The sequence below is a fragment of the Corynebacterium sp. p3-SID1056 genome (genome assembly GCF_025152525.1).
GTDB lineage: Bacteria > Actinomycetota > Actinomycetes > Mycobacteriales > Mycobacteriaceae > Corynebacterium.
This window is the reverse complement of the sequence record NZ_JALXXL010000009.1, coordinates 72,927-94,786: the sequence shown is the minus strand read 5'-3', so window position 1 is coordinate 94,786 and position 21,860 is coordinate 72,927. Positions and strand designations below refer to the sequence as shown.

The window sequence follows — 21,860 nt, the reverse complement described above, 5'->3', positions numbered from 1 at the left end:
TCGATGACCAACGCCAGCCACGCGTCGCAAGGCCATGCGTTCACCATGGACCTTGGCGACGACGCCCTCAACCAGCGCATCGCGCACGGGATGGGCGAGGTGGAACGCGTGCTGCTCGAGCGGCTCTCGCAGGGCGAGGACTTCATCACCGACAAGGTCACGCACCTCGCCGTCGCCGGCGGAAAGCGCTTCCGCCCGCTCATGGCACTGTTGTGTAGCGAATTTGGGCCCCGCCCGCAGTCGGAAAACGTGGTGAAAGCAGCCGTCGTGACGGAGATGGTGCACCTGGCAACCCTCTACCACGACGACGTGATGGACGAGGCGGACCGGCGGCGCGGCGTGGAATCGGCCAACAGCCGCTGGGACAACACCGTGGCCATCCTTGCCGGCGACGTGCTGTTCGCGCACGCCTCCCGGCTCATGAGCGAGATCGACACCGCCACCGTCGCCCACTTCGCCGATACCTTCCAGGAGCTGGTGACAGGCCAGATGCTGGAATCCATCGGGGCGCGCGACGGAGACCCGATCGCGCACTACCTCAAGGTGATCGAGGGGAAAACGGGGGTGCTGATCGCCTCCGCCGCGTACCTCGGCGCCGTGCACTCCGGCGCGAGCCGCGAGGTGGTGGAAAGCTGCCAGCGCCTGGGTGCCGCGGTGGGCATGATCTTCCAGATCGTCGACGACATCATCGACATCTTCTCCGACCCCGAGGAGTCCGGGAAGACCCCCGGCACCGACCTGCGAGAAGGCGTGTTCACCCTGCCCGTCCTCTACGCCATGGCGGAGGACTCGGAGGCGGGCCGCGCGCTAAGCGAGATGCTCACCGGGCCTTTGCACACCGATGCGGAGGTCGAGCGCGCCCTTTCTTTGATCGGTCAGACGAGGGGCCGGGCGCGAGCGCTTGACGACGTCAACGCCTACCTCGCCACCGCCAACCGCGAACTCGACATCCTGCCCCAAGGCCCCGCCTCCGAGGCGCTGCGCGAGCTGTCGCGCTACACCATCGACCGGGTTGGCTAGCCCGTCTTGGTGTGTATGACCTGCTGATTTGTTGTTTACTGGCAGTAGTGTTGTAAGGTATTCAACGCACTTAAGGTGCACGCCAGGTTGCCCGAGCGGCCAAAGGGAGCGGACTGTAAATCCGCCGGCATTCGCCTTCAGAAGTTCGAATCTTCTACCTGGCACAGTGTTGACCCACTGCCTCTTTGCAAGGTGGTGGGTTTTTGCGTTTGGTTTTTGGCGCTGCTGTGGGGTGCTGCTGTGGGGTGCTGTGGGGTGCTGTGAGAAATTCCACCACTTTTCCAGTTGTCTAGACAAGTTTCCCGGGGAAACGCGGCGGAGTGAGAAAATTTTTCACAGGCCGTCTGAAACGGGCTGGAAAGGGTGCTTTATAGCGCACATAAACATGCGTGAAAACCAATGATGTGCAGGCGATTTGTGTTCTTTAAGCGGTTCGGGTTAATCTTTTCAAGGCTTCAACGGAGCGGGTCACACCGAGAGGTGAGATTCACAACAACGAGGCTGTGCCCCCTTAGCTCAGTCGGCAGAGCGTTTCCATGGTAAGGAAAAGGTCGACAGTTCGATTCTGTCAGGGGGCTCTGTTGTTTGCTTAGGCAAGCACATGGCGGTGTAGCTCAGTGGTAGAGCAAGCGACTCATAATCGCTGTGTCGAGAGTTCAATTCTCTCCATCGCTACTCAACCTTTCAAGCGGGCGCGACGGTGCTCGTGGTAGGGTTAGGCTCCTGTACGTGTTTGCAGGACCTAGGGGCGTGGCGCAATTGGTAGCGCAACGGTCTCCAAAACCGTAGGTTGCAGGTTCGAGTCCTGTCGCCCCTGCCAAAACATCAACGTGGAGGAGTTTTCTTGACTAACCCCGACGGTCAGAACCCAGCACAGCCGACAGGAAAGCGTCAGCTGCGCGGGGTTTCTCCTGTTTCCACGGACGCTTACGAGAAGAAGCGCACCCCCGCACAGCCGGAAGGCGACGAGGAAACCAAGAAGGGCAGCATTGCCACCTTTCCGGGCGAAGTCGTCGAGGAGATGCGTAAGGTCATCTGGCCGACCGGCAAGGAAATGCTCAACTACACGCTGGTTGTGTTCGCATTCCTGATCGTGCTGACCATTTTGGTGTGGGGCACAGATCGCCTGGCCACCATGCTGGTTGAATGGATCTTCATTCGTTAGCTATAATGCTCGAAGGTTAAGTAGTATCCCGCCGCCTCGAAAGGACTCGAGGGGCGGGATAAGTTTTTGGCCAGCACCTGTGCCCACCAACGTGGGTACGCTTGGGTGAGACTTACAAAGGATCGAAGGAGACTTACCATGGCTGAGGAAAACGAGCTGGAGATGATCGGGGAAGGCGCGCCCGTGGGTGAGCAGACCGATCCGGAAACGAACGCGGAAGACGCCACGCAAGAACCCGAGCAGGAAGCCGCGGCGGAAGCAGCACAGGAGGCGGAGCTCGACATGGTCGAGGAGGGGGCCCCGGTCACGCCCGAGACCGATCCCGAAACTGAATCTGACGCAGAGCCGGCGGCAGAGGGCGAGATCGCGCAGGGCGACGTCGACGCCGCCGCGTCTGCACTGGGCGCTGATGCGGACGCAGAGTACAAGCGCCGCCTGCGCGCCTACGTACGCGAGCTGAAGAAGCTGCCGGGCGACTGGTACATCATTCAGTCCTACTCGGGCTACGAGAACAAGGTGAAGACCAACCTGGAGATGCGTATCCAGACCCTCGAGGTGGAGGACTCCATCTACGACGTGGTCGTGCCCATCGAGCAGGTTGTGGAGAAGAAGGACGACAAGCGCAAGATCGTCAAGCGCAAGCTCCTGCCCGGCTACGTGCTCGTGCGCATGGAGATGAACGACGCGGCGTGGTCTGTTGTCCGCGAGACCCCGGGTGTGACCAGCTTCGTGGGCAACGAGGGCAACGCGACTCCGGTCAAGCACCGTGACGTCGCTAAGTTCCTGATGCCCAAGGCCGCACCGGTCGACGGTCAGGCGGCGAAGCCCAACGCCGAGGGCGAGACCGTCGTGGATCTGCCGCAGGAGGAGAACAAGCCGAAGATTTCGCACGACTACAAGGTCGGCGAGGCGGTCACGATCCTGTCCGGCGCGTTCGCCTCTGTCTCCGCGACGATCTCCGAGATCGACGACGAGACCGGCAAGATCCAGGCCCTGGTGTCCATCTTCGGCCGCGAGACTCCGGTGGAGCTGACCGCGGACCAGATCGAGCGGATCATGTAGCACAAAGCGTTTTGCTTCTTCGGCCCCGACTGCCGTAAGCTCAAACGTCGCGCATGCCCATACGCGGGCAAGCGCGACGTTTTTTGTTCGTCTCCCCGGTGGCTCTGCGAATACCAGGGCATCCGGAGGTGCACTGCCATCATCGTGGGCGGTGCGCCGTACCAAGGAATTGAGGTTTAACGATGGCTAAGAAGAAGGTCACTGGCCTGATCAAGCTGCAGATCGAGGCAGGCATGGCAAACCCGGCGCCGCCGGTTGGCCCGGCTCTCGGTGCGCACGGCGTGAACATCGTCGAGTTCACCAAGGCCTACAACGCCGCTACCGAGTCGATGCGCGGCAACATCATCCCGGTGGAAATCACCGTCTACGAGGACCGCTCCTTCGACTTCATCCTGAAGTCCCCGCCGGCAGCTTCCCTGCTGCTCAAGGCCGCGGGCATTCAGAAGGGCTCCGGCGTCCCGCACACCCAGAAGGTCGGCTCCGTCACCTGGGATCAGTGCAAGGAGATCGCTGAGACCAAGAAGAAGGACCTCAACGCCCGCGACATCGAGGCAGGCGCCGCGATTATCGCAGGTACCGCCCGCTCCATGGGCATCACCGTCGAGAAGTAAAAACCGCTCGACACTGAAAGGTGGGAGGGCCGGCCAGGCCCGTACCACCACTCCTTGACATCACACACGAAGAAAGGAACGCAACATGGCTAAGAAGTCCAAGCGTTACACCGAGACCCTCGCACAGGTCGACCGCGACGCCCTGTACCACCCGCTCGACGCGGTGAAGCTGGCGCAGGAGACCTCCTCCAAGAACTACGACGCCACCATCGACGTCGCCATGCGTCTGTCCGTCGACCCGCGCAAGGCCGACCAGCTGGTCCGCGGCACCGTCAACCTGCCGCACGGCACCGGTAAGACCGTCCGCGTCGCCGTCTTCGCCGAGGGCGAGAACGCCACCAAGGCAAAGGAAGCCGGCGCTGACATCGTGGGCACCGACGAGCTCATCGAGCAGATCAACGCTGGTCAGCTCGACTTCGACGTTGCCATCGCAACGCCGGATCAGATGGCCAAGGTCGGCCGCGTCGCTCGCGTGCTCGGCCCGCGTGGCCTGATGCCGAACCCGAAGACCGGCACCGTCACCCCGGACGTGGCGAAGGCTGTCTCCGAGTCCAAGGGCGGCAAGATCGCCTTCCGCGTGGACAAGGCTGCGAACCTGCACGCACTGATCGGCAAGGCTTCCTTCACCGCCGAGCAGCTCGCCGAGAACTACGGCGCCCTGCTCGACGAGGTGCTGCGTCTGAAGCCGGCATCCGCCAAGGGCATCTACCTGAAGAAGATCGTGGTTTCCGCGACCCAGGGCCCGGGCGTCCCGGTTGACCCGTCCGTGGAGAAGGACTACGCCAAGAAGGCATAAGTCCCGACACGCGTGAAGCGCCCCGGCGCCAGACTTTTTGTGAGTCTGGCCCGGGGCGCTTTTGGTTTTGGGTGTGCGGGGGTTGGTGGGGTTGGTCTAGATGGAGCTAGCTCCGTTTGGGGTAGTGACGGTGAAGCCACCTGGGGTTTTGCAGGCGGGATTGGTCTAAATGGAGCTAGCTCCGGTTGGGTCGGTGGGGCAACGCGCTTGGGGCGAGGCTTGTGCCAGCCGGCCCCGAAGATCCGCACGTGCGGAATGAGTCTGGGAGCAACCAGTAGGCCTGGGAATTTCCCCCATCTCGTTAATGAAAATAATGGTCATTAAGTGCAAAGCTCTGGAAGAATTCGGTGCGCGTTGGCGTCGCTCATGACTGTCCTTGTCCTCGTGTGTATGCTGCCGCGCGCTGCCGCAGTTGAGCTGATGCTGGAGACGGGGCACGTCGATGCATTCGCGGTGTATCCAGAGGGCGACTCGATTGCGCTGAGTCTGCAGGAAGATGTGACCGGCACGCACGCGCGTCATGCTCCGGAAGACGTGGAGCTCGTCGTGGGGGAGCACGCCTACACGGAGGAGACCGCACGTCTGGAGGGGGTTGAGGCTCCCAGCCACCTGTTGCCGCAGACCCAGCAGTCGGACCTGCTCTGGCCGGGTTGGGACACGCAGGCGCTCGCGGACGCCAGCGACATTGATATCGAGTTTCTCGAGGTAGGCGGCCCAGGCGCGGTGTACCTCTTCCAAGCGCAGGGACTCGGAGATATCGGTCCGGTGCTGGAAAGTGGGGCTCTCGGGTTGACAGCGGGCGAGAAGATCCAACAGGACATGCCGGCGCACGCGCACGCGAATTGGCTCTTAACTTAGCCAGGGACTTACACCATGCGCGTGGTGGCGCACGCGGGTGGTGCGACGTCGAACGAGGCGACGTACACCTGGCAGGTGGGGGACAGCAGTGGCGAAGCGGAGGTGACGCCGTTAGCTGAGACCGAAACGCCCGTCCACCGCGCGGAATTACACGTCGGAGAGCAAGCGCAAGAGCAAACTGCAGCGTGCAAGCCTGGGCTGCGACCGCAGGTCAAAGACGACCGCCAGGTGCCCGCTACCTGGAACGACCCGGCCGACATTGTTTTCGGACTCGGGGAAGCGGCGCAGACCGACGGCGCAGCACGCGACGCAGCGTCCTGCGCAGCGGACTGCCGAGCAAAAGTCTGCGACGCAGACTGCGCGCCGGGCGCTGGCGCAGGAAAAACCAGCGGAGCAAGTGAAGCCAACGGCGCAGAAGAAACCACCTGGCCAGGCGAAGAAGACTGCGCAGGCCAAACCGAGTGCGACCGCGAGCGCGAAGCAAGCTGCGAAGGCGGCGACGTCTGCGGCGTCGACAAGCACTGCCACTGCTGGTGGCGGGATTGTGTCCTCCTTTGACGGGACTGACCCCAACAGTTTGCACGCGGCCGAGGACGACGCGGATGCGCAGCAGATTATGACCGCGCAGGGGATCGCCGCTGGCGGGTTCTGGGGGGACTGATCCTGGGCGTGGGGCTGATGGCGCTGCTTGGTGGCATCGTCCTGTTTGCCGCGGCGGCGAAGATGCTCCGGCACGCATCGGGTGAACAGAATCGCTGATGACTGTTTCGCGCGAACGTAAAAACAGTCATCAGCGCAACGCGCCTAAACGCGATTTGGAATACATGGCCACAAGCGGCTAAGCTACGGCACGAAGTTTGAGCGGGTGGAATCCCGCGCTCAAGTTTCACCGAAGACCGTCGGTCACTCTGCGTAAAGCGGAGTCGAAGGTATCCCACTCCAGGGATCGACCCACGCAGGAGAAACGTGGCTTGCCTTTCAGGTGCCTCGTGCTTCTGCACGGGGCACTTTTTGTGTCCCGGGCGGATTGAAGGACATGAAGAATTGGAAGGAGGCGTGTGTACATGGCTAACCCGAAGAACGAGCAGGAGCTTAAGGTTCTGAAGGAAAAGTTCGAGGCAGCTAGCTCGATCGTGCTGACTGAGTACCGTGGCCTGACCGTTGGTCAGCTGCAGGAACTCCGCGGTGAGCTCGGCTTCGACGTCGAATACCACGTCGCCAAGAACACCCTCATCAAGATCGCTGCGAACGAGCAGGGCATCGAGGGTCTCGACGATCTTCTCACCGGCCCGACCGCTGTCGCCTTCATCAAGGGCGAGGCAGTCGACGCTGCGAAGGTCATGAAGAAGTTCAACAAGGATCACGACGCATTCGTGATCAAGGGCGGCTACATGGATGGCAAGGCCATCGATGCCGCTCAGGTTGACGCCATCGCCGAGATGGACAACCGCGAGACCACTCTTGCAAAGCTCGCTGGTGCCTTCGAGGGCTCCTTGGCAAAGGCCGCCGGCCTGTTCCAGGCTCCGGCGTCCAAGACGGCCCGCCTTGTCGCTGCACTGCAGGACAAGCAGGACGACGCCGCATAACGCGAACTAACTACACACACCAAACATTCGGGCGGAAACGCCCACCAACAGAAAGGATGCCACCATGGCTAAGCTGTCTAAGGACGAGCTCATTGAGCAGTTCAAGGAAATGACCCTCATCGAGCTTTCCGAGTTCCTGAAGGAATTCGAGGAGGTCTTCGACGTCACCGCTGCTGCACCGGTTGCTGCTGTTGCTGCTGCTCCGGGCGCTGCTGGCGACGCTGCCGCTGCTGAGGAGAAGGACGAGTTCGACGTCGTTCTCGAGGACGCTGGCGCGAAGAAGATCGGTGTCATTAAGGCTGTCCGCGAGATCGTCTCCGGTCTGGGCCTGAAGGACGCTAAGGAAATGGTCGAGGGTGCACCGAAGGCCATCCTCGAGGGCGCTTCCAAGGACGACGCTGAGGCTGCTAAGGCTAAGCTCGAGGAGGCTGGCGCAAAGGTCTCCCTCAAGTAAGAGCCTTTCGCTTCTCGACGTCACCCCCGTCCACCGGTACGTACACCGGCGGGCGGGGGTTTCGCGTGTTTGGGGGCTACCTAAGCCCCACTACAAGGGACTAGCTTTCATCCTCCTCGTTCTTCTTCGCGTCCTCCTTCGCCGAGGAGCCTTGCGCGGAGGACCCTTGCGCCTTGTCACCTTCGCCGCCGATCTTGGAGCTCAGCCCGTCGTAGTTCGGGGCACACGCCTGGGCGATCTGGTCGGCGATGAGCAAGCCGAGCACCGTGAGCGCCAGGCCGGCCGCGGCCGTGCCGAGTTCGCGGGCGGGGAAATTCTTGCCAAGCGCGGTGGCGAACTGCTCGTTGAAGATGCCCAGCTGCTGCTGGATCTGGGTATTGACCTGCTCGATTGCCTTGCCAGCCTGGGCGCGGAAGTCCTCCAAGCCCGGGATTGCAACCTGGGTGGCCACACCCAGCGGGATCAGCAGGAGCAGCGGGATACCAACGCCCGCCAGACCGGCGATGCATCGATCGCTCAGTTCGGACGAGCCAGTTGTGGTCTCGCCACCGCTGCCTGCCCCGCGGACTTTCAGGACAACCACGCGGGTACCGTCCTTGGTCTCGACGATGTAAGTGCCGTCTGCCCAATCCTTCGGGATAGTGATAGTGATGTTGCCATCCTTATCCTTGGTCGGGTTCAGCTCCGAGATGTCCTTCACCGAGCCGTCGGGGAAGCGGATCTGCAGGTCCTTCGGGTCGACGTCGCCACCGATGATGACGGTGTCGCCCGGCGAGACCTCGACCTCCGCGCCGTCGCTTACCTTCGGCGGGATGCGGACCGGGACGGTGATAGTGACGCTTTGACCATCCGGGAAGGTCACTACGACCGGGATGTCGTAGTTGCCACCCTTGGCGTCCTTGTCCGGGGTCACCGTGACCTCGCCAGTGTTCGGGTCGACTTCGACCTTGCCCGGGAACTCGTGCTCGCCGGGCTTGAAGGTCGTATCCTCCGGCAGGTCAGAGCCGTCCTTGTTCTTCGGCCCCTCAATCACGGTGTCCTTTTCCCGCGGTGTTTCGGTCCGGTCATCGCCGTAGGTCGGGTCTTGCTTTTCGACGCCGCCGTCACCGCCGTTGTCACCGTCACCACCGTCACCCGGGGTCCCCGGCTTCTCGCCGCCGTCGGTGTCACCAGTGCCGGGTGAGGTGCTAGTGACCTTCAGCACCGGCTCAAGCGAAGCGGTGGAGCCGTCCGGATACGACACGATGATCGGAATAGCAACCTTGGTTCCGTTCGGTGTGTCCTTCGGGGAGGTGATGGTGAAGTCACCGGTTTTCTCGTCGCCCTCGATTGTCCAACCGGAGGGAAAGCGCGGGAAGACGAACTTCGTGCCTTCCGGAAGCTCGCGGTCACCCGACTGCGCGAACTCGACCGGCGTACCCGCCAAACCTTCCTGGTCCTTGTAGCCAGGTGTGTTGTTGTCTGCGTCCGGGGTGGGGTCCGTGTCCCCCGTATCGTCGCCACCGTCAGCGGGGAGCACCTCGATGGGCACATCTACGGTATCGGTGGAGCCGTCCGGATAGGTGATCTCGACCGTCACGGTGTGCTTACCTGGCTTGGCGTCCTCGTTCGGGGTCACCGTGATTTCGCCGGTATCCGGGTCGACCTCGACGGTGCCCGGGAGATCCGTGTCGCCCTTTTCAAACTTGGTGTCATCAGGCAGCGTGGAGCCGTCCGGGTTGTGCGGTGGGTCGACCTTCTCCGTCTCTCCCGGTTTGACCTTGGTGTCGTCCGGGTAGGTGGGATCGTTGTCCTTGGCATCGTCGCTCGAGCCGACCACCTCGAAGGGGGCATTGACGATTTCGCTGGAGCCGTCTGGGTAGACAACCGTGACAGGGATGGAGACCTTAGTGCCAGGCAGCGCGGACTCAGGCGGGGTGACGGTGAAGTCGCCGTGCTCGTTCGGCTCGCCGAAGCTCCAGCCAGCCGGTGGCTTCGGGAGGACGAACTTGGTGCCCTCCGGCAGCTCGCGGTCACCGTCTTGCTTCAGCTCGGTTGCGCTGCCCGCCGGCCCGCTGCCAGGAGAGTAGGCCGGGTCATTGTCGGCGGCGTCAGTAGAGCCGTCGTCGGAACCGTCGCCGCCAGGCGGGGTGACAGTGGAATCGTCCGGCACGCGAACAGGCAGGTCAATGATTTCGGTGGTGCCGTCCGGGTAGGTCACCTCGACCGGGATGAGGTAATCGTCCGGGGTGGCGTCCTCGTCCGGAGTGAGTGTGACCTCGCCGGTGTCCGGGTCGATCTCGACCCTGCCCGGGAAGTCGGGGTCATCGCTCTCGCCCGGAGCAAAGGTGCTGCCCTCGGGAAGTGGGGAGCCGTCCGGGTTGGTGGGAGCGTCGACAAGCGTGTCCTTGCCGCGTGGAGCCTCGGTTTCCTTGTAGGAGGGGTCGTTCGCACTGGCGTCGTTGGAGACCACGAAGACTGCTGTGGTGTCGTCGATGGTGCCATCCGGGTAGGCGAAACGAACCGGAATGGTCACGCGGGTGCCGTCGAGGGTGTCGGCGTCTGGGGTGACGGTGAAGTCGCCAACCTCGTTCGGCTCGCCGAACACCCAGCCTTCGGGTGCGTCGGCGACGGTGATCTTCGTGCCATCCGGCAGCTCGCGGTCGCCGTTCTGGGAGACCTTCGTCTCCTCGCCCGCCGTGCCCTCGGTCGTACCGTAGCCGGGATCATTGTCGGCGGCCTGGTCAGAGGAGCCGTCGCCGCCGGTGTCTTTAGGAACAGTGATGGTGACAGTCGGGGTATCGGTGGAGCCGTCCGGGTAGGTGATCACGACCGGGATTTCGTAGTCGCCCGGGGTGGCGTCCTCATCCGGTGTGACAGTGATTTCGCCGGTGTCCGGGTCGACCTCGACCTTGCCCGGGACATCGTGCTCGCCGGGTGCGAAGGTCGAGTCGTCCGGCAGGTCAGAACCGTCCGGGTTCTTCGGCGGGGCGATGATCGTCGCCTCGCCGGGCGGGGTCACCGCATCTTCGTAGCGCGGATCGTTTTCGTCCTTGTCCAGCGGCAGCACGGTAAAGGGCGCGGTGACCGTCTCCTGGGAGCCATCCGGGTAGGTGACCAGGACTGGTATCTGCACCGTGCCCGGGCGAGCGTTCTCTGCTGGAGTGACCGTGAAGTCGCCGCCCTCGTCCGCCTCGGTGGCGGTCCAGCCCTCCGGCAACGTCGGCTCGAACTTCGTGCCCTTCGGCACCTTGACGGTCTGATCGACCTTCGTGCCCACGCCAGGCTTGCCCTGGGCTGGATCGTAGGAGGGGTCGTAGGTGTCCGCATCTGAGGTGTCCGGTTTGGGGTCAGTCTCGCCGGGCTTGACCGTGTGGCCGGTGCCGTCCTGGTTCGTCGCCAGCGCGAAATCGACGTTCGACCAGTTGCCGCCGCCGTCACGGTGCGGGGCAGTCGCCACGGAAGCATTGTCGCCCAGGTGCGCCTGGCCAGGCACATGCCCGTTGGAATATTTCTGCTGATCGCTAAGCGACGACTGCGTGTGGCCTTGCTCGGTGTAGACATCATTGCCTACGGGAGCCCGGAACTCCGGGGTGTTCCACGCGGAGAGGTTCGTCTTGATATTTCCCTCGCCGTCTTCGACCCACATGTACACGTAGTCGGCGTGGCGGGCCTGGTCGAAGGAAGAACGCAGGGTATAGGTGCCGTCTTCGCTCACCTTGGCGGAGTAGACGGTGAAGTTCTCGGGGTGGGTGCGCACGTAGTCAGCCATGCGCTGCATGCGTGACTGGATGTCGGCGCGCTGGCGGTTGTTGTCCGGGTTCGTCTCGCGGCGGATAGCATCGAGGGCCTGGTACGCGGCATCGTTCGGCACTGCCTGGTAGACGGTGTGGCCTTTCGCCGGGGTGTCGGTGCCGTCGAAAAGCACGCCATTGTCGACGTTGATGTTGTACGCATCGCGCTTCCAGACGTTCTCGGTGTTATTGCCCTTCATCGACTCGTTCCACACGCGACCGGTGTAGGTGCGGGCGACCGCCTTGTCCGCGGTGGCGGACAACTGGCCCTTGAGCCCGGTGGCGGCGGGGGAGACCTGGTAGAGCTTGACCAGCGTTTCGCCCCACATCGGGCCGCGCTTGTCGTTCACGGCAACAGGGTGGATGGACCAGTTCATGTTGCGCGAGTCGGCGACGCTGCCGCTATACCAGGCGCCGCCCGGCGTGACGCGCACCGCAGCCATCGGTTCGCCGATGGCGGAGTTTTCTGCGACGTTGTCTTTGCCGATGAGCAGCTGGACATCGGCGGAGCCGTCTTTCCAGGTGCCGCCGGCAAGCGTTGGCGTGCCGTCCTGGAAGGTGAAGGCGTACACAGTGTTGCCAAGGTCATCCACGTGGGTGGTTGCCTTGTGGATGCGAGACATCTTCCCGCCTCCCGTGTCGTAGCGCATGTACACGTCAATGCCTGCCGGCACGGCCGTGTCGCGCCAAGCTCCCCGCATGTCGTCGGCTTCCATCGTGCCGCGGTCGGCGAAGCTGAGGTAACCCCAGACGACGTTGCGTTTGGCGTCCAAGCTTCCTTTGGATACTCGCTCGCCAGGGGTGATGGCGTCGGCGGCGACGATGTTGGCTGCGTCCCATTCGTCGGTGCTTGGGGCTTCAGCGGCTTGGGCTGCGGGCGAGATTCCGGCAACCGGTGCTGCGACAGCGGGAAGTGCTTGCGAGCCGACCGCGATGGCCATCGACACGGCAAGCATGGTGAGACCGCGGCGGCGGCCTTTACCGTAGTGGGGTGATGTGGATGTCATTACATGCTCCTTAAGATTGGCTGGCGATGTAGTTTCCCACCCTAAACTTTTCTTAGACATGTGTGAATGGCGTACGCGGCTCGCGGGGGTATTTTGCGGACGAATGTACGGCAGTCTGGCGGGACAATTGTGTCGATCATCACCGTTTTTGCACCTATGCGCCGTGGGGGTGAATGGTAGGCGCGGGGGTAGTTATGTGTGAAAAACTATTAGCTGTGCAAAGTTGTATTCCGAGATATTGCCTGTTAGTGGCGCTCATGCCCGGCTGTCGCGGCGTGGGAGTATTGCGCTGTGCTGTGGCGGGAAAAATGCATGCTTTGAAAATAATGCAACGCCCGTGCCTGTCACCTCTGGTTACGGAAACTTCCTTAGTGCAAGCTTTGCTGAGGGGCGTTGAGGTACCTTGATGTAGGTCGTCCGCGATACGTGACCGTCTACAGCGGCGAGACCTGCCGTGTCCCTGGGGGCGTCACGGTGGCGTCCACTACACTTTTGGCCATGCTGCCTAAATCCCGGATTCTTTCCGCGCTCCTTGTCGGCCTTGGCCTTGCGCTCGTGGTCGGCAGCCTGCTCGCGCCGCGTTTCCTGCTCGGGGATGGGCGTTTGCCGCTCGACTTGGAGCGCACTACCTGGACGCTGCATGACGAATCGGGTACGCGCGAGGGCGAGCAGGCGCCGGTGACGCGCCAGCTCCATATGGAAGTGCAGGATCCTGCAAACGACGACGTGGCGAGCGTGCGCATCGGGGATACCCTGCGTGCCGGCACTGCAGAGCGGGACTTTGACAACCTTGTTGCCGCTTCGACGTGGTCGATGGTGATGGACCGGGTTACCGGCCAGGTGGCGCTGCCCGCACAGGTCGCCTTTGTGATGGGCATGCCGCCGACGGAGGTGCCGGTGGATGCCCCGTGGCTCAAGCTGCCGTCCGATGTGCAACCCCAGGACTACGCCATCTTCGACCCGCAGCTGCGCGGTGGCGCGCCCGCGCAGTTCACCGGCGAGGAAGAGATTGCCGGCCGCACCGTCTACACCTTCAACCAACACATCGAACCGACGAATCTGGCGCTGCGCTACGCGGACCCCTTCAATACCAGCTCCACTCAGGTGGGCGAGGAGTCGGTGCGCACCTTCCGTCACTACGCGGCGGAGCGCGAGTACCAGGTGGATCAGGTCTCCGGCCTGGTCGTCGGTATGCGGGAAAAGGTCGACGTCTTTTACGCGGACAAGGAGGGTGCGCACCCCACCAACGTGATCACCTACGATGCGGCGATGGACCCCGCAGATACCGAGGCCATGGTGCAGCAACTGTCCCGCGTGTATTCCCAGGCCACCTCGCAAAAGGTTACCTGGGCGGTCCTTGCTCTCGGCGTGCTCATCGCCCTGCTGGGGCTTATCGGGGCGTTCCGGCCGGCTCGAGGCCGCTAAACACGCCCCGCGAGTTTGTTTTTACCGCCACCTGTAGTGGTAGGCTTCCCGGCAGCGGGAGCAAGCTTTTCGACGGTACGGTTTCGCTCTTTACCGCGCGGGCGGCACGGGGGTGTGTCAGCCCTTTACAAACTCCGAAATGTGCTATAGGCTAAGTCGTTGCGCTGGAAGCCGTCTCCAGTGTGCGCGTGCGCCTTGCATGATGCGCTCGTCGAAAAGCTTGCCTTTGGCAGCGGTGATTTCGGCGAGTGCTGATTTGACAAGGTGATTTTGTCATCTCTGGGGGCGGGTCTTCTGAAGCAGACCGAAATGCTAACTTACCCAGCGGAAACGCCGCTTGCCCGCAGAGCCAGAGTGGGCGAAGCGGCCTCCGCCTTAGGTGCTGGAAGGACCCAACTTGGCAGTCTCAAACCAGACCATGTCAATGGCTGAAATACCCGGGGCCCCCGAACGTTACTCGTTCGCCAAGATCGAAGAACCGATCACCGTCCCGGGTCTTCTTGATGTACAGCTTGAATCTTTTGCTTGGCTCGTCGGCACGCCTGAGTGGCGTGAGCGCGAGCAGGAGCTGCGTGGGGATGAGGCGCGCGTCAAGAGCGGCCTCGAGGACATCCTCGACGAGATCTCCCCGATTCAGGACTACTCGGGCAACATGAGCCTGACGCTGTCCGAGCCGCGTTTCGAAGACGCGAAGTACTCCATCGAGGAGGCCAAAGACAAGGACATTAACTACTCCGCGCCGCTGTACGTCACCGCGGAATTTATTAACAACGACACGCAGGAGATTAAGTCCCAGACCGTGTTCATCGGCGATTTCCCGCTGATGACGGACAAGGGCACCTTCATCGTCAACGGCACGGAGCGTGTCGTTGTCTCCCAGCTCGTGCGTTCCCCGGGCGTGTACTTCGATGAGACGATCGACAAGTCCACCGAGCGCCCGCTGCACGCAGTGAAGGTGATCCCTTCGCGCGGTGCGTGGCTGGAGTTCGACGTGGACAAGCGCGACACCGTCGGTGTGCGCATTGACCGTAAGCGTCGTCAGCCGGTGACCGTCCTGCTGAAGGCACTGGGCTGGACCGCCGAGCAGATCACGGAGCGCTTCGGCTTCTCGGAGCTCATGATGTCCACCCTGGAAAACGACGGTGTGGCCAACACCGACGAGGCACTGCTGGAGATTTACCGCAAGCAGCGCCCGGGCGAGCAGCCGACGCGCGACCTTGCGCAGTCCCTGCTGGAGAACTCCTTCTTCAAGGCGAAGCGTTACGACCTGGCTCGCGTGGGCCGCTACAAGGTCAACCGCAAGCTCGGTCTGGGCGGTGACCACGAGGGCCTGATGACGCTGACCGAAGAGGACATCGCCACCACGCTCGAGTACCTCGTGCGTCTGCACGCCGGCGAGACCGAGATGACCTCCCCGTCCGGCGAGATCATCCCGATCAACACCGACGACATCGACCACTTCGGCAACCGCCGCCTGCGTACCGTCGGCGAGCTGATCCAGAATCAGGTCCGCGTCGGCTTGAGCCGTATGGAGCGCGTCGTGCGCGAGCGCATGACCACCCAGGACGCGGAGTCGATCACGCCGACCTCGCTGATCAACGTGCGCCCGGTTTCGGCCGCCATCCGCGAGTTCTTCGGCACCTCGCAGCTGTCGCAGTTCATGGACCAGAACAACTCGCTGTCTGGCCTCACCCATAAGCGTCGCCTCTCCGCGCTGGGCCCGGGCGGCCTCTCGCGTGAGCGCGCCGGCATTGAGGTCCGAGACGTGCACCCCTCGCACTACGGCCGCATGTGCCCGATTGAGACCCCGGAAGGCCCGAACATTGGCCTGATCGGTGCACTGTCCTCCTACGCGCGAGTCAACCCCTTCGGCTTCATCGAGACCCCGTACCGCAAGGTCAACGACGGTCAGCTCACGGACCAGATCGACTACCTCACCGCTGACGAGGAGGACCGCTACGCAATCGCGCAGGCGGCCACCCCGATGACCAAGGACGGTCAGCTCACCGGCGAGCGTATCGAGGTCCGTCTGAAGGACGGCGACATCGGCGTGGTCGGCCCGCAGGGCGTCGACTACCTCGACATCTCCCCGCGCCAGATGGTCTCCGTGGCAACGGCGATGATTCCGTTCCTGGAGCACGACGACGCGAACCGTGCCCTCATGGGTGCGAACATGCAGAAGCAGGCCGTGCCGCTGCTGCGCGCCGAGGCCGCCTACGTGGCTACCGGCATGGAGCAGCGCGCCGCATACGATGCAGGCGATACCGTCATCTCCCCGCTTTCGGGCGTGGTGGAGACCGTCACGGGTGACTACATCACCGTGCTCGGCGACGACGGCACGCGCGACACCCAGCAGCTGCGCACCTTCCACCGCACGAACCAGGGCACCTGCTACAACCAGACCCCGATCGTGTCCGCCGGCCAGCGCGTTGAGGCTGGCCAGGTCATCGCCGATGGCCCGGGCACCAAGAACGGCGAGATGGCGCTCGGCCGCAACCTGCTGGTCGCGTTCATGCCGTGGGAAGGCCACAACTACGAGGACGCCATCATCCTCAACCAGCGCGTGGTGGAGGAGGACATCCTCACCTCCGTGCACATCGAGGAGCACGAGATCGATGCCCGCGACACCAAGCTCGGTGCCGAGGAGATCACCCGCGAGATCCCGAACGTCTCCGAGGACGTGCTGAAGGATCTGGACGAGCGCGGCATCATCCGCATCGGTGCCGACGTGCGCGACGGTGACATCCTGGTCGGTAAGGTCACCCCGAAGGGCGAGACCGAGCTGACCCCGGAGGAGCGTCTGCTGCGCGCCATCTTCGGCGAGAAGGCCCGCGAGGTGCGCGACACCTCCCTGAAGGTGCCGCACGGTGAGACCGGCAAGGTCATTGCAGTGCGCCGCTTCTCCCGCGAGGACGACGATGATCTGTCCCCGGGTGTCAACGAGATGATCCGCGTCTACGTGGCGCAGAAGCGCAAGATCCAGGACGGCGACAAGATGGCCGGCCGCCACGGCAACAAGGGTGTCGTGGGCAAGATCCTGCCGACCGAGGACATGCCGTTCATGGAGGACGGCACCCCGGTGGACATCATCTTGAACACGCACGGTGTGCCGCGTCGTATGAACATCGGCCAGGTCCTCGAGGTGCACCTCGGCTGGCTGGCCAAGGCCGGCTGGACCGTGAACCCGGATGATCCGGCCAACGCCGCCCTGCTGGAGACCCTGCCGGAGAAGCTTTACGACGTGCCTCCGGAGTCGCTCACCGCAACGCCGGTGTTCGACGGCGCGTCCAACGAAGAGATCGCCGGCCTTCTGGCCAACTCCAAGCCGAACCGCGACGGCGACGTCATGGTCGACGGCCAGGGCAAGGCCACGCTGTACGACGGCCGCTCGGGCGAGCCGTACAAGTACCCGATTTCGGTCGGCTACATGTACATGCTCAAGCTGCACCACCTCGTCGACGAGAAGATCCACGCCCGCTCCACCGGCCCGTACTCGATGATTACCCAGCAGCCGCTGGGCGGTAAGGCGCAGTTTGGTGGCCAGCGCTTCGGCGAGATGGAGGTGTGGGCAATGCAGGCATACGGCGCCGCCTACACCCTGCAGGAGCTGCTCACCATCAAGTCGGACGACGTGGTCGGCCGCGTGAAGGTCTACGAAGCAATCGTCAAGGGCGACAACATCCCGGATCCGGGCATCCCCGAGTCCTTCAAGGTGTTGCTCAAGGAGCTGCAGTCGCTGTGCCTCAACGTCGAGGTGCTTTCTACCGACGGCAGCGCCATGGAGCTCGACGGCGACGACGATGAGTTTGATCAGGCCGGCTCTTCGCTGGGCATCAACCTCTCGCGCGACGAGGGCTCTGCGGCGGATTCCGTCTAGACGCCAGGCGGGCGTCGAGAAGCATGCGCTTTTCGACGCCTGGAATGAAACGAGAAGAAACTATCCACACGCAATCCTCCCCAGCTGGGGGAGGTGAAAGGGAATTTACGTGTTTGACGTAAACCTCTTCAACGAGCTTCGCATCGGCCTGGCCACTGCCGAAGACATCCGTAAGTGGTCCCATGGCGAAGTGAAGAAGCCGGAGACCATTAACTACCGCACCCTGAAGCCGGAGAAGGACGGCCTGTTCTGCGAGCGCATTTTCGGCCCCACCCGCGACTGGGAGTGCGCCTGCGGCAAGTACAAGCGCGTCCGTTACAAGGGCATCATCTGCGAGCGCTGCGGCGTCGAGGTGACCAAGTCCAAGGTGCGCCGCGAGCGCATGGGCCACATCGAGCTCGCCGCTCCCGTGACCCACATCTGGTACTTCAAGGGCGTGCCCTCTCGCCTGGGCTACCTGCTCGACCTTGCGCCGAAGGACCTCGAGCGCATCATTTACTTCGCGGCCAACATCATCACCAGCGTCGACGAGGAGGCACGTCACAACGACATGTCCACCCTCGAGGCCGAGATGCTGCTGGAGAAGAAGGAGGTCGAGGAGGACGCTAACTCCGAGATCGCCGATCGCGCCCACAAGCTGGAGGAAGACCTCGCCGAGCTCGAGGCCTCCGGGGCGACCGCCGCTGCACGCAAGAAGGTGCAGCAGGCCGCGGATAAGGAGATGACCCACATCCGCGAGGCCGGCGAGCGCGAGGTTGAGCGCCTTGAGGAGATCTGGCAGACCTTCCAGAAGCTGGCCCCGAAGCAGATGATTATCGACGAGGTGCTCTACGAAGAGCTCGTCGACCGCTACGAGGACTACTTCACCGGCGGCATGGGCGCCGAGGCGATCCAGACCCTCATCCGCAACTTCGACCTCGAGGCCGAGGCCGAGGAGCTGCGCACCATCATCGCCGAGGGCAAGGGCCAGAAGAAGGTCCGCGCGCTCAAGCGCCTGAAGGTTGTGGCTGCGTTCCAGCGCTCCGGCAACGATCCGGCCGGCATGATCCTGGACGCGATCCCGGTGATCCCGCCGGAGCTGCGCCCGATGGTGCAGCTGGACGGCGGCCGCTTCGCCACCTCTGACCTGAACGACCTGTACCGTCGCGTGATCAACCGCAACAACCGCCTCAAGCGCATGATCGATCTCGGCGCGCCCGAGATCATCGTGAACAACGAGAAGCGCATGCTGCAGGAGTCCGTGGACGCCCTGTTCGACAACGGCCGCCGCGGCCGTCCGGTCACCGGCCCGGGCTCCCGCCCGCTGAAGTCCCTGTCTGACCTGCTCAAGGGCAAGCAGGGCCGCTTCCGTCAGAACCTGCTGGGTAAGCGTGTCGACTACTCCGGTCGTTCCGTGATTATTGTCGGCCCGCAGCTCAAGCTGCACGAGTGCGGTCTGCCGAAGCTGATGGCGCTCGAGCTGTTCAAGCCTTTCGTGATGAAGCGTCTGGTGGACAACGACTACGCGCAGAACATCAAGAGCGCGAAGCGCATGGTCGAGCGCCAGCGCCCCGAGGTGTGGGACGTCCTCGAAGAGGCGATTTCCGAGCACCCGGTGCTGCTCAACCGCGCACCGACGCTGCACCGCCTGGGCATTCAGGCCTTCGAGCCGAAGCTGGTCGAGGGCAAGGCCATCCAGCTGCACCCGCTGGCCTGTGAGGCCTTCAACGCCGACTTCGACGGTGACCAGATGGCAGTTCACCTGCCGCTGTCCGCCGAGGCGCAGGCCGAGGCCCGCGTGCTCATGCTGTCGTCGAACAACATCCTGTCCCCGGCGTCCGGAAAGCCGCTGGCGATCCCGCGCCTGGACATGGTGACCGGCCTCTACTTCCTGACCATGGAGAAGTCCACCTCTGAGGTGGGCGGCGAAGGCGCCTACGCGCCTGCCGACGAGAACGGCCCGGCACGCGGCGTGTACTCCTCCTACCGCGAGGCCATCATGGCCTACGACCGCGGCGTGCTTGGCCTGCAGGCACCGATCAAGGTCCGCATTGACCACCTGCGCCCGACGGTTGAGGTGGAAAAGGAGCAGTTCCCGGACGGCTGGACCAAGGGTCAGGCGTGGATGATGGACACCACGCTCGGCCGCATCATGTTCAACGAGCTGCTGCCGTACAACTTCCCCTACCAGGAAGGCGCGATGGTGCGTAAGGGCGGCGGCTCCGGCAAGGTGCTGCTCGGCGACATCATCCAGGGCATGGTGGAGAAGTACCCCATGATCACTGTTGCGCAGACCCTGGACAAGATGAAGGACGCCGGCTTCTACTGGGCGACCCGCTCGGGCGTGACCATCACGATGTCCGACGTGCTCGTGCTGCCGAACAAGACCGAGGTCTTGGAGCGCTACGAGAAGGAAGCCGAGGAGATCGAGCGCAAGTACTGGGAGAAGGGTGCGCTGACCGAGGAGAACCGCTACGACCGTCTGGTCGAGCTGTGGCAGGACGCCACGAACAAGGTCGGCCAGGCCGTCGAGGACCTGTACCCGGACGACAACCCGATTCCGATGATCGTGAAGTCCGGTGCTGCCGGTAACATGCGCCAGATCTGGACCCTGGCCGGCATGAAGGGCATGGTCGTGAACTCGCGCGGTGAGTACATCACCCGCCCGATCAAGACCTCCTTCCGCGAAGGCCTGTCCGTGATGGAGTACTTCAACAACTCGCACGGTTCCCGTAAGGGCCTGGCCGATACCGCGCTGCGTACCGCGGACTCCGGCTACCTCACCCGCCGTCTGGTGGACGTGGCGCAGGACGTCATCGTCCGCGAGCTGGATTGTGGCACCCACCAGGGCGTCAAGGTCCCGGTTGCAGAAGCTGCCGGCGACACGTTCGTCCGCCACGACCTCGTCGAGACCTCCGTCTCGGGCCGCGTGCTGGCTTCCGACGTCAAGGACGCCGAGGGCGAAGTGCTCTTCGAGGCTGGCACCGAGCTGTCCGAGGAGCGCATCGACGTGCTCGTAGAGAAGGGCATCACCGAGGTCAAGGTTCGCTCCGTGCTGACCTGCCAGACCCCGACCGGTGTCTGCGCGAAGTGCTACGGCAAGTCCATGGCCTCTGGCCAGCTGGTGGACATCGGCGAGGCCGTCGGCATCGTCGCTGCACAGTCCATTGGTGAGCCGGGTACCCAGCTGACCATGCGTACCTTCCACCAGGGTGGTGTCGGCGGCGACATTACCGGTGGTCTGCCGCGTGTGCAGGAGCTGTTTGAGGCCCGCGTGCCGAAGAACTGCGCCCCGATCGCCTCGGTTGCCGGTACGGTTTCTTTGGAGGACGAGGGTAACTTCTGGACGTTGACCATCCACCCGGACGACGGCTCCGACGATGTGGTCTACGAGAAGCTGTCCAAGCGCCAGGGCCTGGCCCAGGTGCGCCGTCCGATGGAGTCCAACCCGGACGCCATGATCGAGCGCTCCCTGCGCGAGGGCGACCACGTCGAGCTCGGCGATCGCCTCCTGCGCGGTGCCGCCGACCCGCACGACGTGCTCGAGGTGCTCGGCCGTCGTGGCGTGGAAAAGCACCTCATCGATGAGGTCCAGGCTGTGTACCGCACCCAGGGTGTGTCGATTCACGACAAGCACATCGAGATCATCATCCGTCAGATGCTGCGCCGCGGCACGGTCATCGACTCCGGCTCGACCGAGTTCCTGCCGGGCACGCTGATCGACCTCGCCGAGGCACGCCAGGTCAACGCCGCCACCGTTGCGGACGAGGGCCAGCCGGCAGAGATGCGCTCCGAGATCATGGGTATCACCAAGGCTTCCTTGGCTACCGAGTCCTGGCTGTCGGCCGCCTCCTTCCAGGAGACGACCCGCGTGCTCACGGACGCTGCGATCAACAAGCGCTCCGACCAGCTCATCGGCCTGAAGGAGAACGTGATCATCGGTAAGCTGATCCCGGCCGGTACGGGCATTTCCCGCTACCGCAACATCCAGGTCAAGCCGACCGAGGCTGCGCGTTCCGCCGCGTACTCCATCCCGAGCTTCGGCGAGGGCATCTACGGCGACGAGGGCTTCGGCGAGTACACCGGTGCCTCCGTGCCGCTCGACGAGTACGGGCTCGACCAGATCTAGCCTTCTGGCTGACTGCTAGGTCTTTTCGGTCTGCTGTCCAACGGCCCGGCTCCCTTCGCGGGGGCCGGGCCGCTGGCGTTTTTGGGGTTTGGGTTGAAACGTTCCCGACGACACAGGT

The 21,860-nt window shown here is 63.5% G+C and carries 13 protein-coding genes and 4 tRNA genes; 16 read left to right on the top strand and 1 reads right to left on the bottom strand.

Features of this window, described 5'->3' with window-relative positions; translation table 11 throughout:
• Positions 1 to 3: 3 nt before the first annotated feature.
• From M3G14_RS09150 to rplL, 13 genes are all read left to right on the top strand, one after another.
• Positions 4 to 1,020, top strand: coding sequence for a polyprenyl synthetase family protein (locus M3G14_RS09150; protein ID WP_259926220.1), 1,017 nt, complete (start codon positions 4 to 6; stop codon positions 1,018 to 1,020).
• A gap of 81 nt (positions 1,021 to 1,101) precedes the next feature.
• Positions 1,102 to 1,184 (top strand) — tRNA-Tyr (locus M3G14_RS09145).
• Between the two features lie 341 nt (positions 1,185 to 1,525).
• Positions 1,526 to 1,598, top strand: a tRNA-Thr gene (locus M3G14_RS09140).
• A gap of 25 nt (positions 1,599 to 1,623) precedes the next feature.
• Positions 1,624 to 1,695: transfer RNA gene (locus M3G14_RS09135), tRNA-Met, on the top strand.
• A gap of 69 nt (positions 1,696 to 1,764) precedes the next feature.
• Positions 1,765 to 1,840: transfer RNA gene (locus tag M3G14_RS09130), tRNA-Trp, on the top strand.
• 24 nt (positions 1,841 to 1,864) lie between these two features.
• Entirely contained in the window at positions 1,865 to 2,185 is a 321-nt protein-coding gene (gene secE, locus M3G14_RS09125) for a preprotein translocase subunit SecE (protein ID WP_259926219.1), read from the top strand.
• A 138-nt stretch (positions 2,186 to 2,323) separates the two neighbouring features.
• Positions 2,324 to 3,247, top strand: coding sequence for a transcription termination/antitermination protein NusG (nusG, locus tag M3G14_RS09120; RefSeq protein ID WP_259926218.1), 924 nt, complete (start codon positions 2,324 to 2,326; stop codon positions 3,245 to 3,247).
• A 182-nt stretch (positions 3,248 to 3,429) separates the two neighbouring features.
• Complete coding sequence (gene rplK / locus M3G14_RS09115; RefSeq protein WP_038588169.1) at positions 3,430 to 3,858, top strand: 50S ribosomal protein L11; 429 nt, start codon at positions 3,430 to 3,432, stop codon at positions 3,856 to 3,858.
• Positions 3,859 to 3,943: 85 nt separating this feature from the next.
• Entirely contained in the window at positions 3,944 to 4,654 is a 711-nt protein-coding gene (gene rplA, locus M3G14_RS09110; RefSeq protein WP_259926216.1) for a 50S ribosomal protein L1, read from the top strand.
• Positions 4,655 to 5,020: 366 nt separating this feature from the next.
• A complete protein-coding gene (locus tag M3G14_RS09105) occupies positions 5,021 to 5,512 on the top strand; it encodes a choice-of-anchor M domain-containing protein (protein ID WP_259926215.1) in 492 nt (163 codons plus the stop codon).
• Between the two features lie 259 nt (positions 5,513 to 5,771).
• Positions 5,772 to 6,173 (top strand): hypothetical protein, encoded by a 402-nt coding sequence (locus M3G14_RS09100; RefSeq protein WP_259926214.1) that lies wholly within the window; start codon positions 5,772 to 5,774, stop codon positions 6,171 to 6,173.
• Between the two features lie 403 nt (positions 6,174 to 6,576).
• Positions 6,577 to 7,098 carry a 50S ribosomal protein L10 gene (gene rplJ, locus M3G14_RS09095; RefSeq protein ID WP_259926213.1) on the top strand — a complete coding sequence of 174 codons (522 nt, stop codon included), beginning with the start codon at positions 6,577 to 6,579 and terminating at the stop codon, positions 7,096 to 7,098.
• Positions 7,099 to 7,162: 64 nt separating this feature from the next.
• On the top strand, positions 7,163 to 7,552 hold the full coding sequence (gene rplL / locus M3G14_RS09090; protein WP_070763341.1) for a 50S ribosomal protein L7/L12: 390 nt from the start codon (positions 7,163 to 7,165) through the stop codon (positions 7,550 to 7,552).
• Between the two features lie 100 nt (positions 7,553 to 7,652).
• Here the strand turns inward: rplL and M3G14_RS09085 are convergent, their stop codons facing one another.
• Positions 7,653 to 12,332: a Rib/alpha-like domain-containing protein gene (locus tag M3G14_RS09085; RefSeq protein ID WP_259926212.1), complete on the bottom strand. Its 4,680-nt coding sequence runs from the start codon at positions 12,330 to 12,332 to the stop codon at positions 7,653 to 7,655.
• Between the two features lie 498 nt (positions 12,333 to 12,830).
• Between M3G14_RS09085 and M3G14_RS09080 the strand changes: the two genes are divergently transcribed.
• The 3 genes from M3G14_RS09080 to M3G14_RS09070 all read left to right on the top strand — a co-directional run bounded on the left by M3G14_RS09080 (position 12,831) and on the right by M3G14_RS09070 (position 21,742).
• Positions 12,831 to 13,757: a DUF3068 domain-containing protein gene (locus M3G14_RS09080; RefSeq protein WP_259926211.1), complete on the top strand. Its 927-nt coding sequence runs from the start codon at positions 12,831 to 12,833 to the stop codon at positions 13,755 to 13,757.
• Positions 13,758 to 14,136: 379 nt separating this feature from the next.
• On the top strand, positions 14,137 to 17,634 hold the full coding sequence (locus M3G14_RS09075) for a DNA-directed RNA polymerase subunit beta (protein WP_259926210.1): 3,498 nt from the start codon (positions 14,137 to 14,139) through the stop codon (positions 17,632 to 17,634).
• 109 nt (positions 17,635 to 17,743) lie between these two features.
• Positions 17,744 to 21,742 (top strand): DNA-directed RNA polymerase subunit beta', encoded by a 3,999-nt coding sequence (locus M3G14_RS09070; RefSeq protein WP_259926209.1) that lies wholly within the window; start codon positions 17,744 to 17,746, stop codon positions 21,740 to 21,742.
• Positions 21,743 to 21,860: the final 118 nt, after the last annotated feature.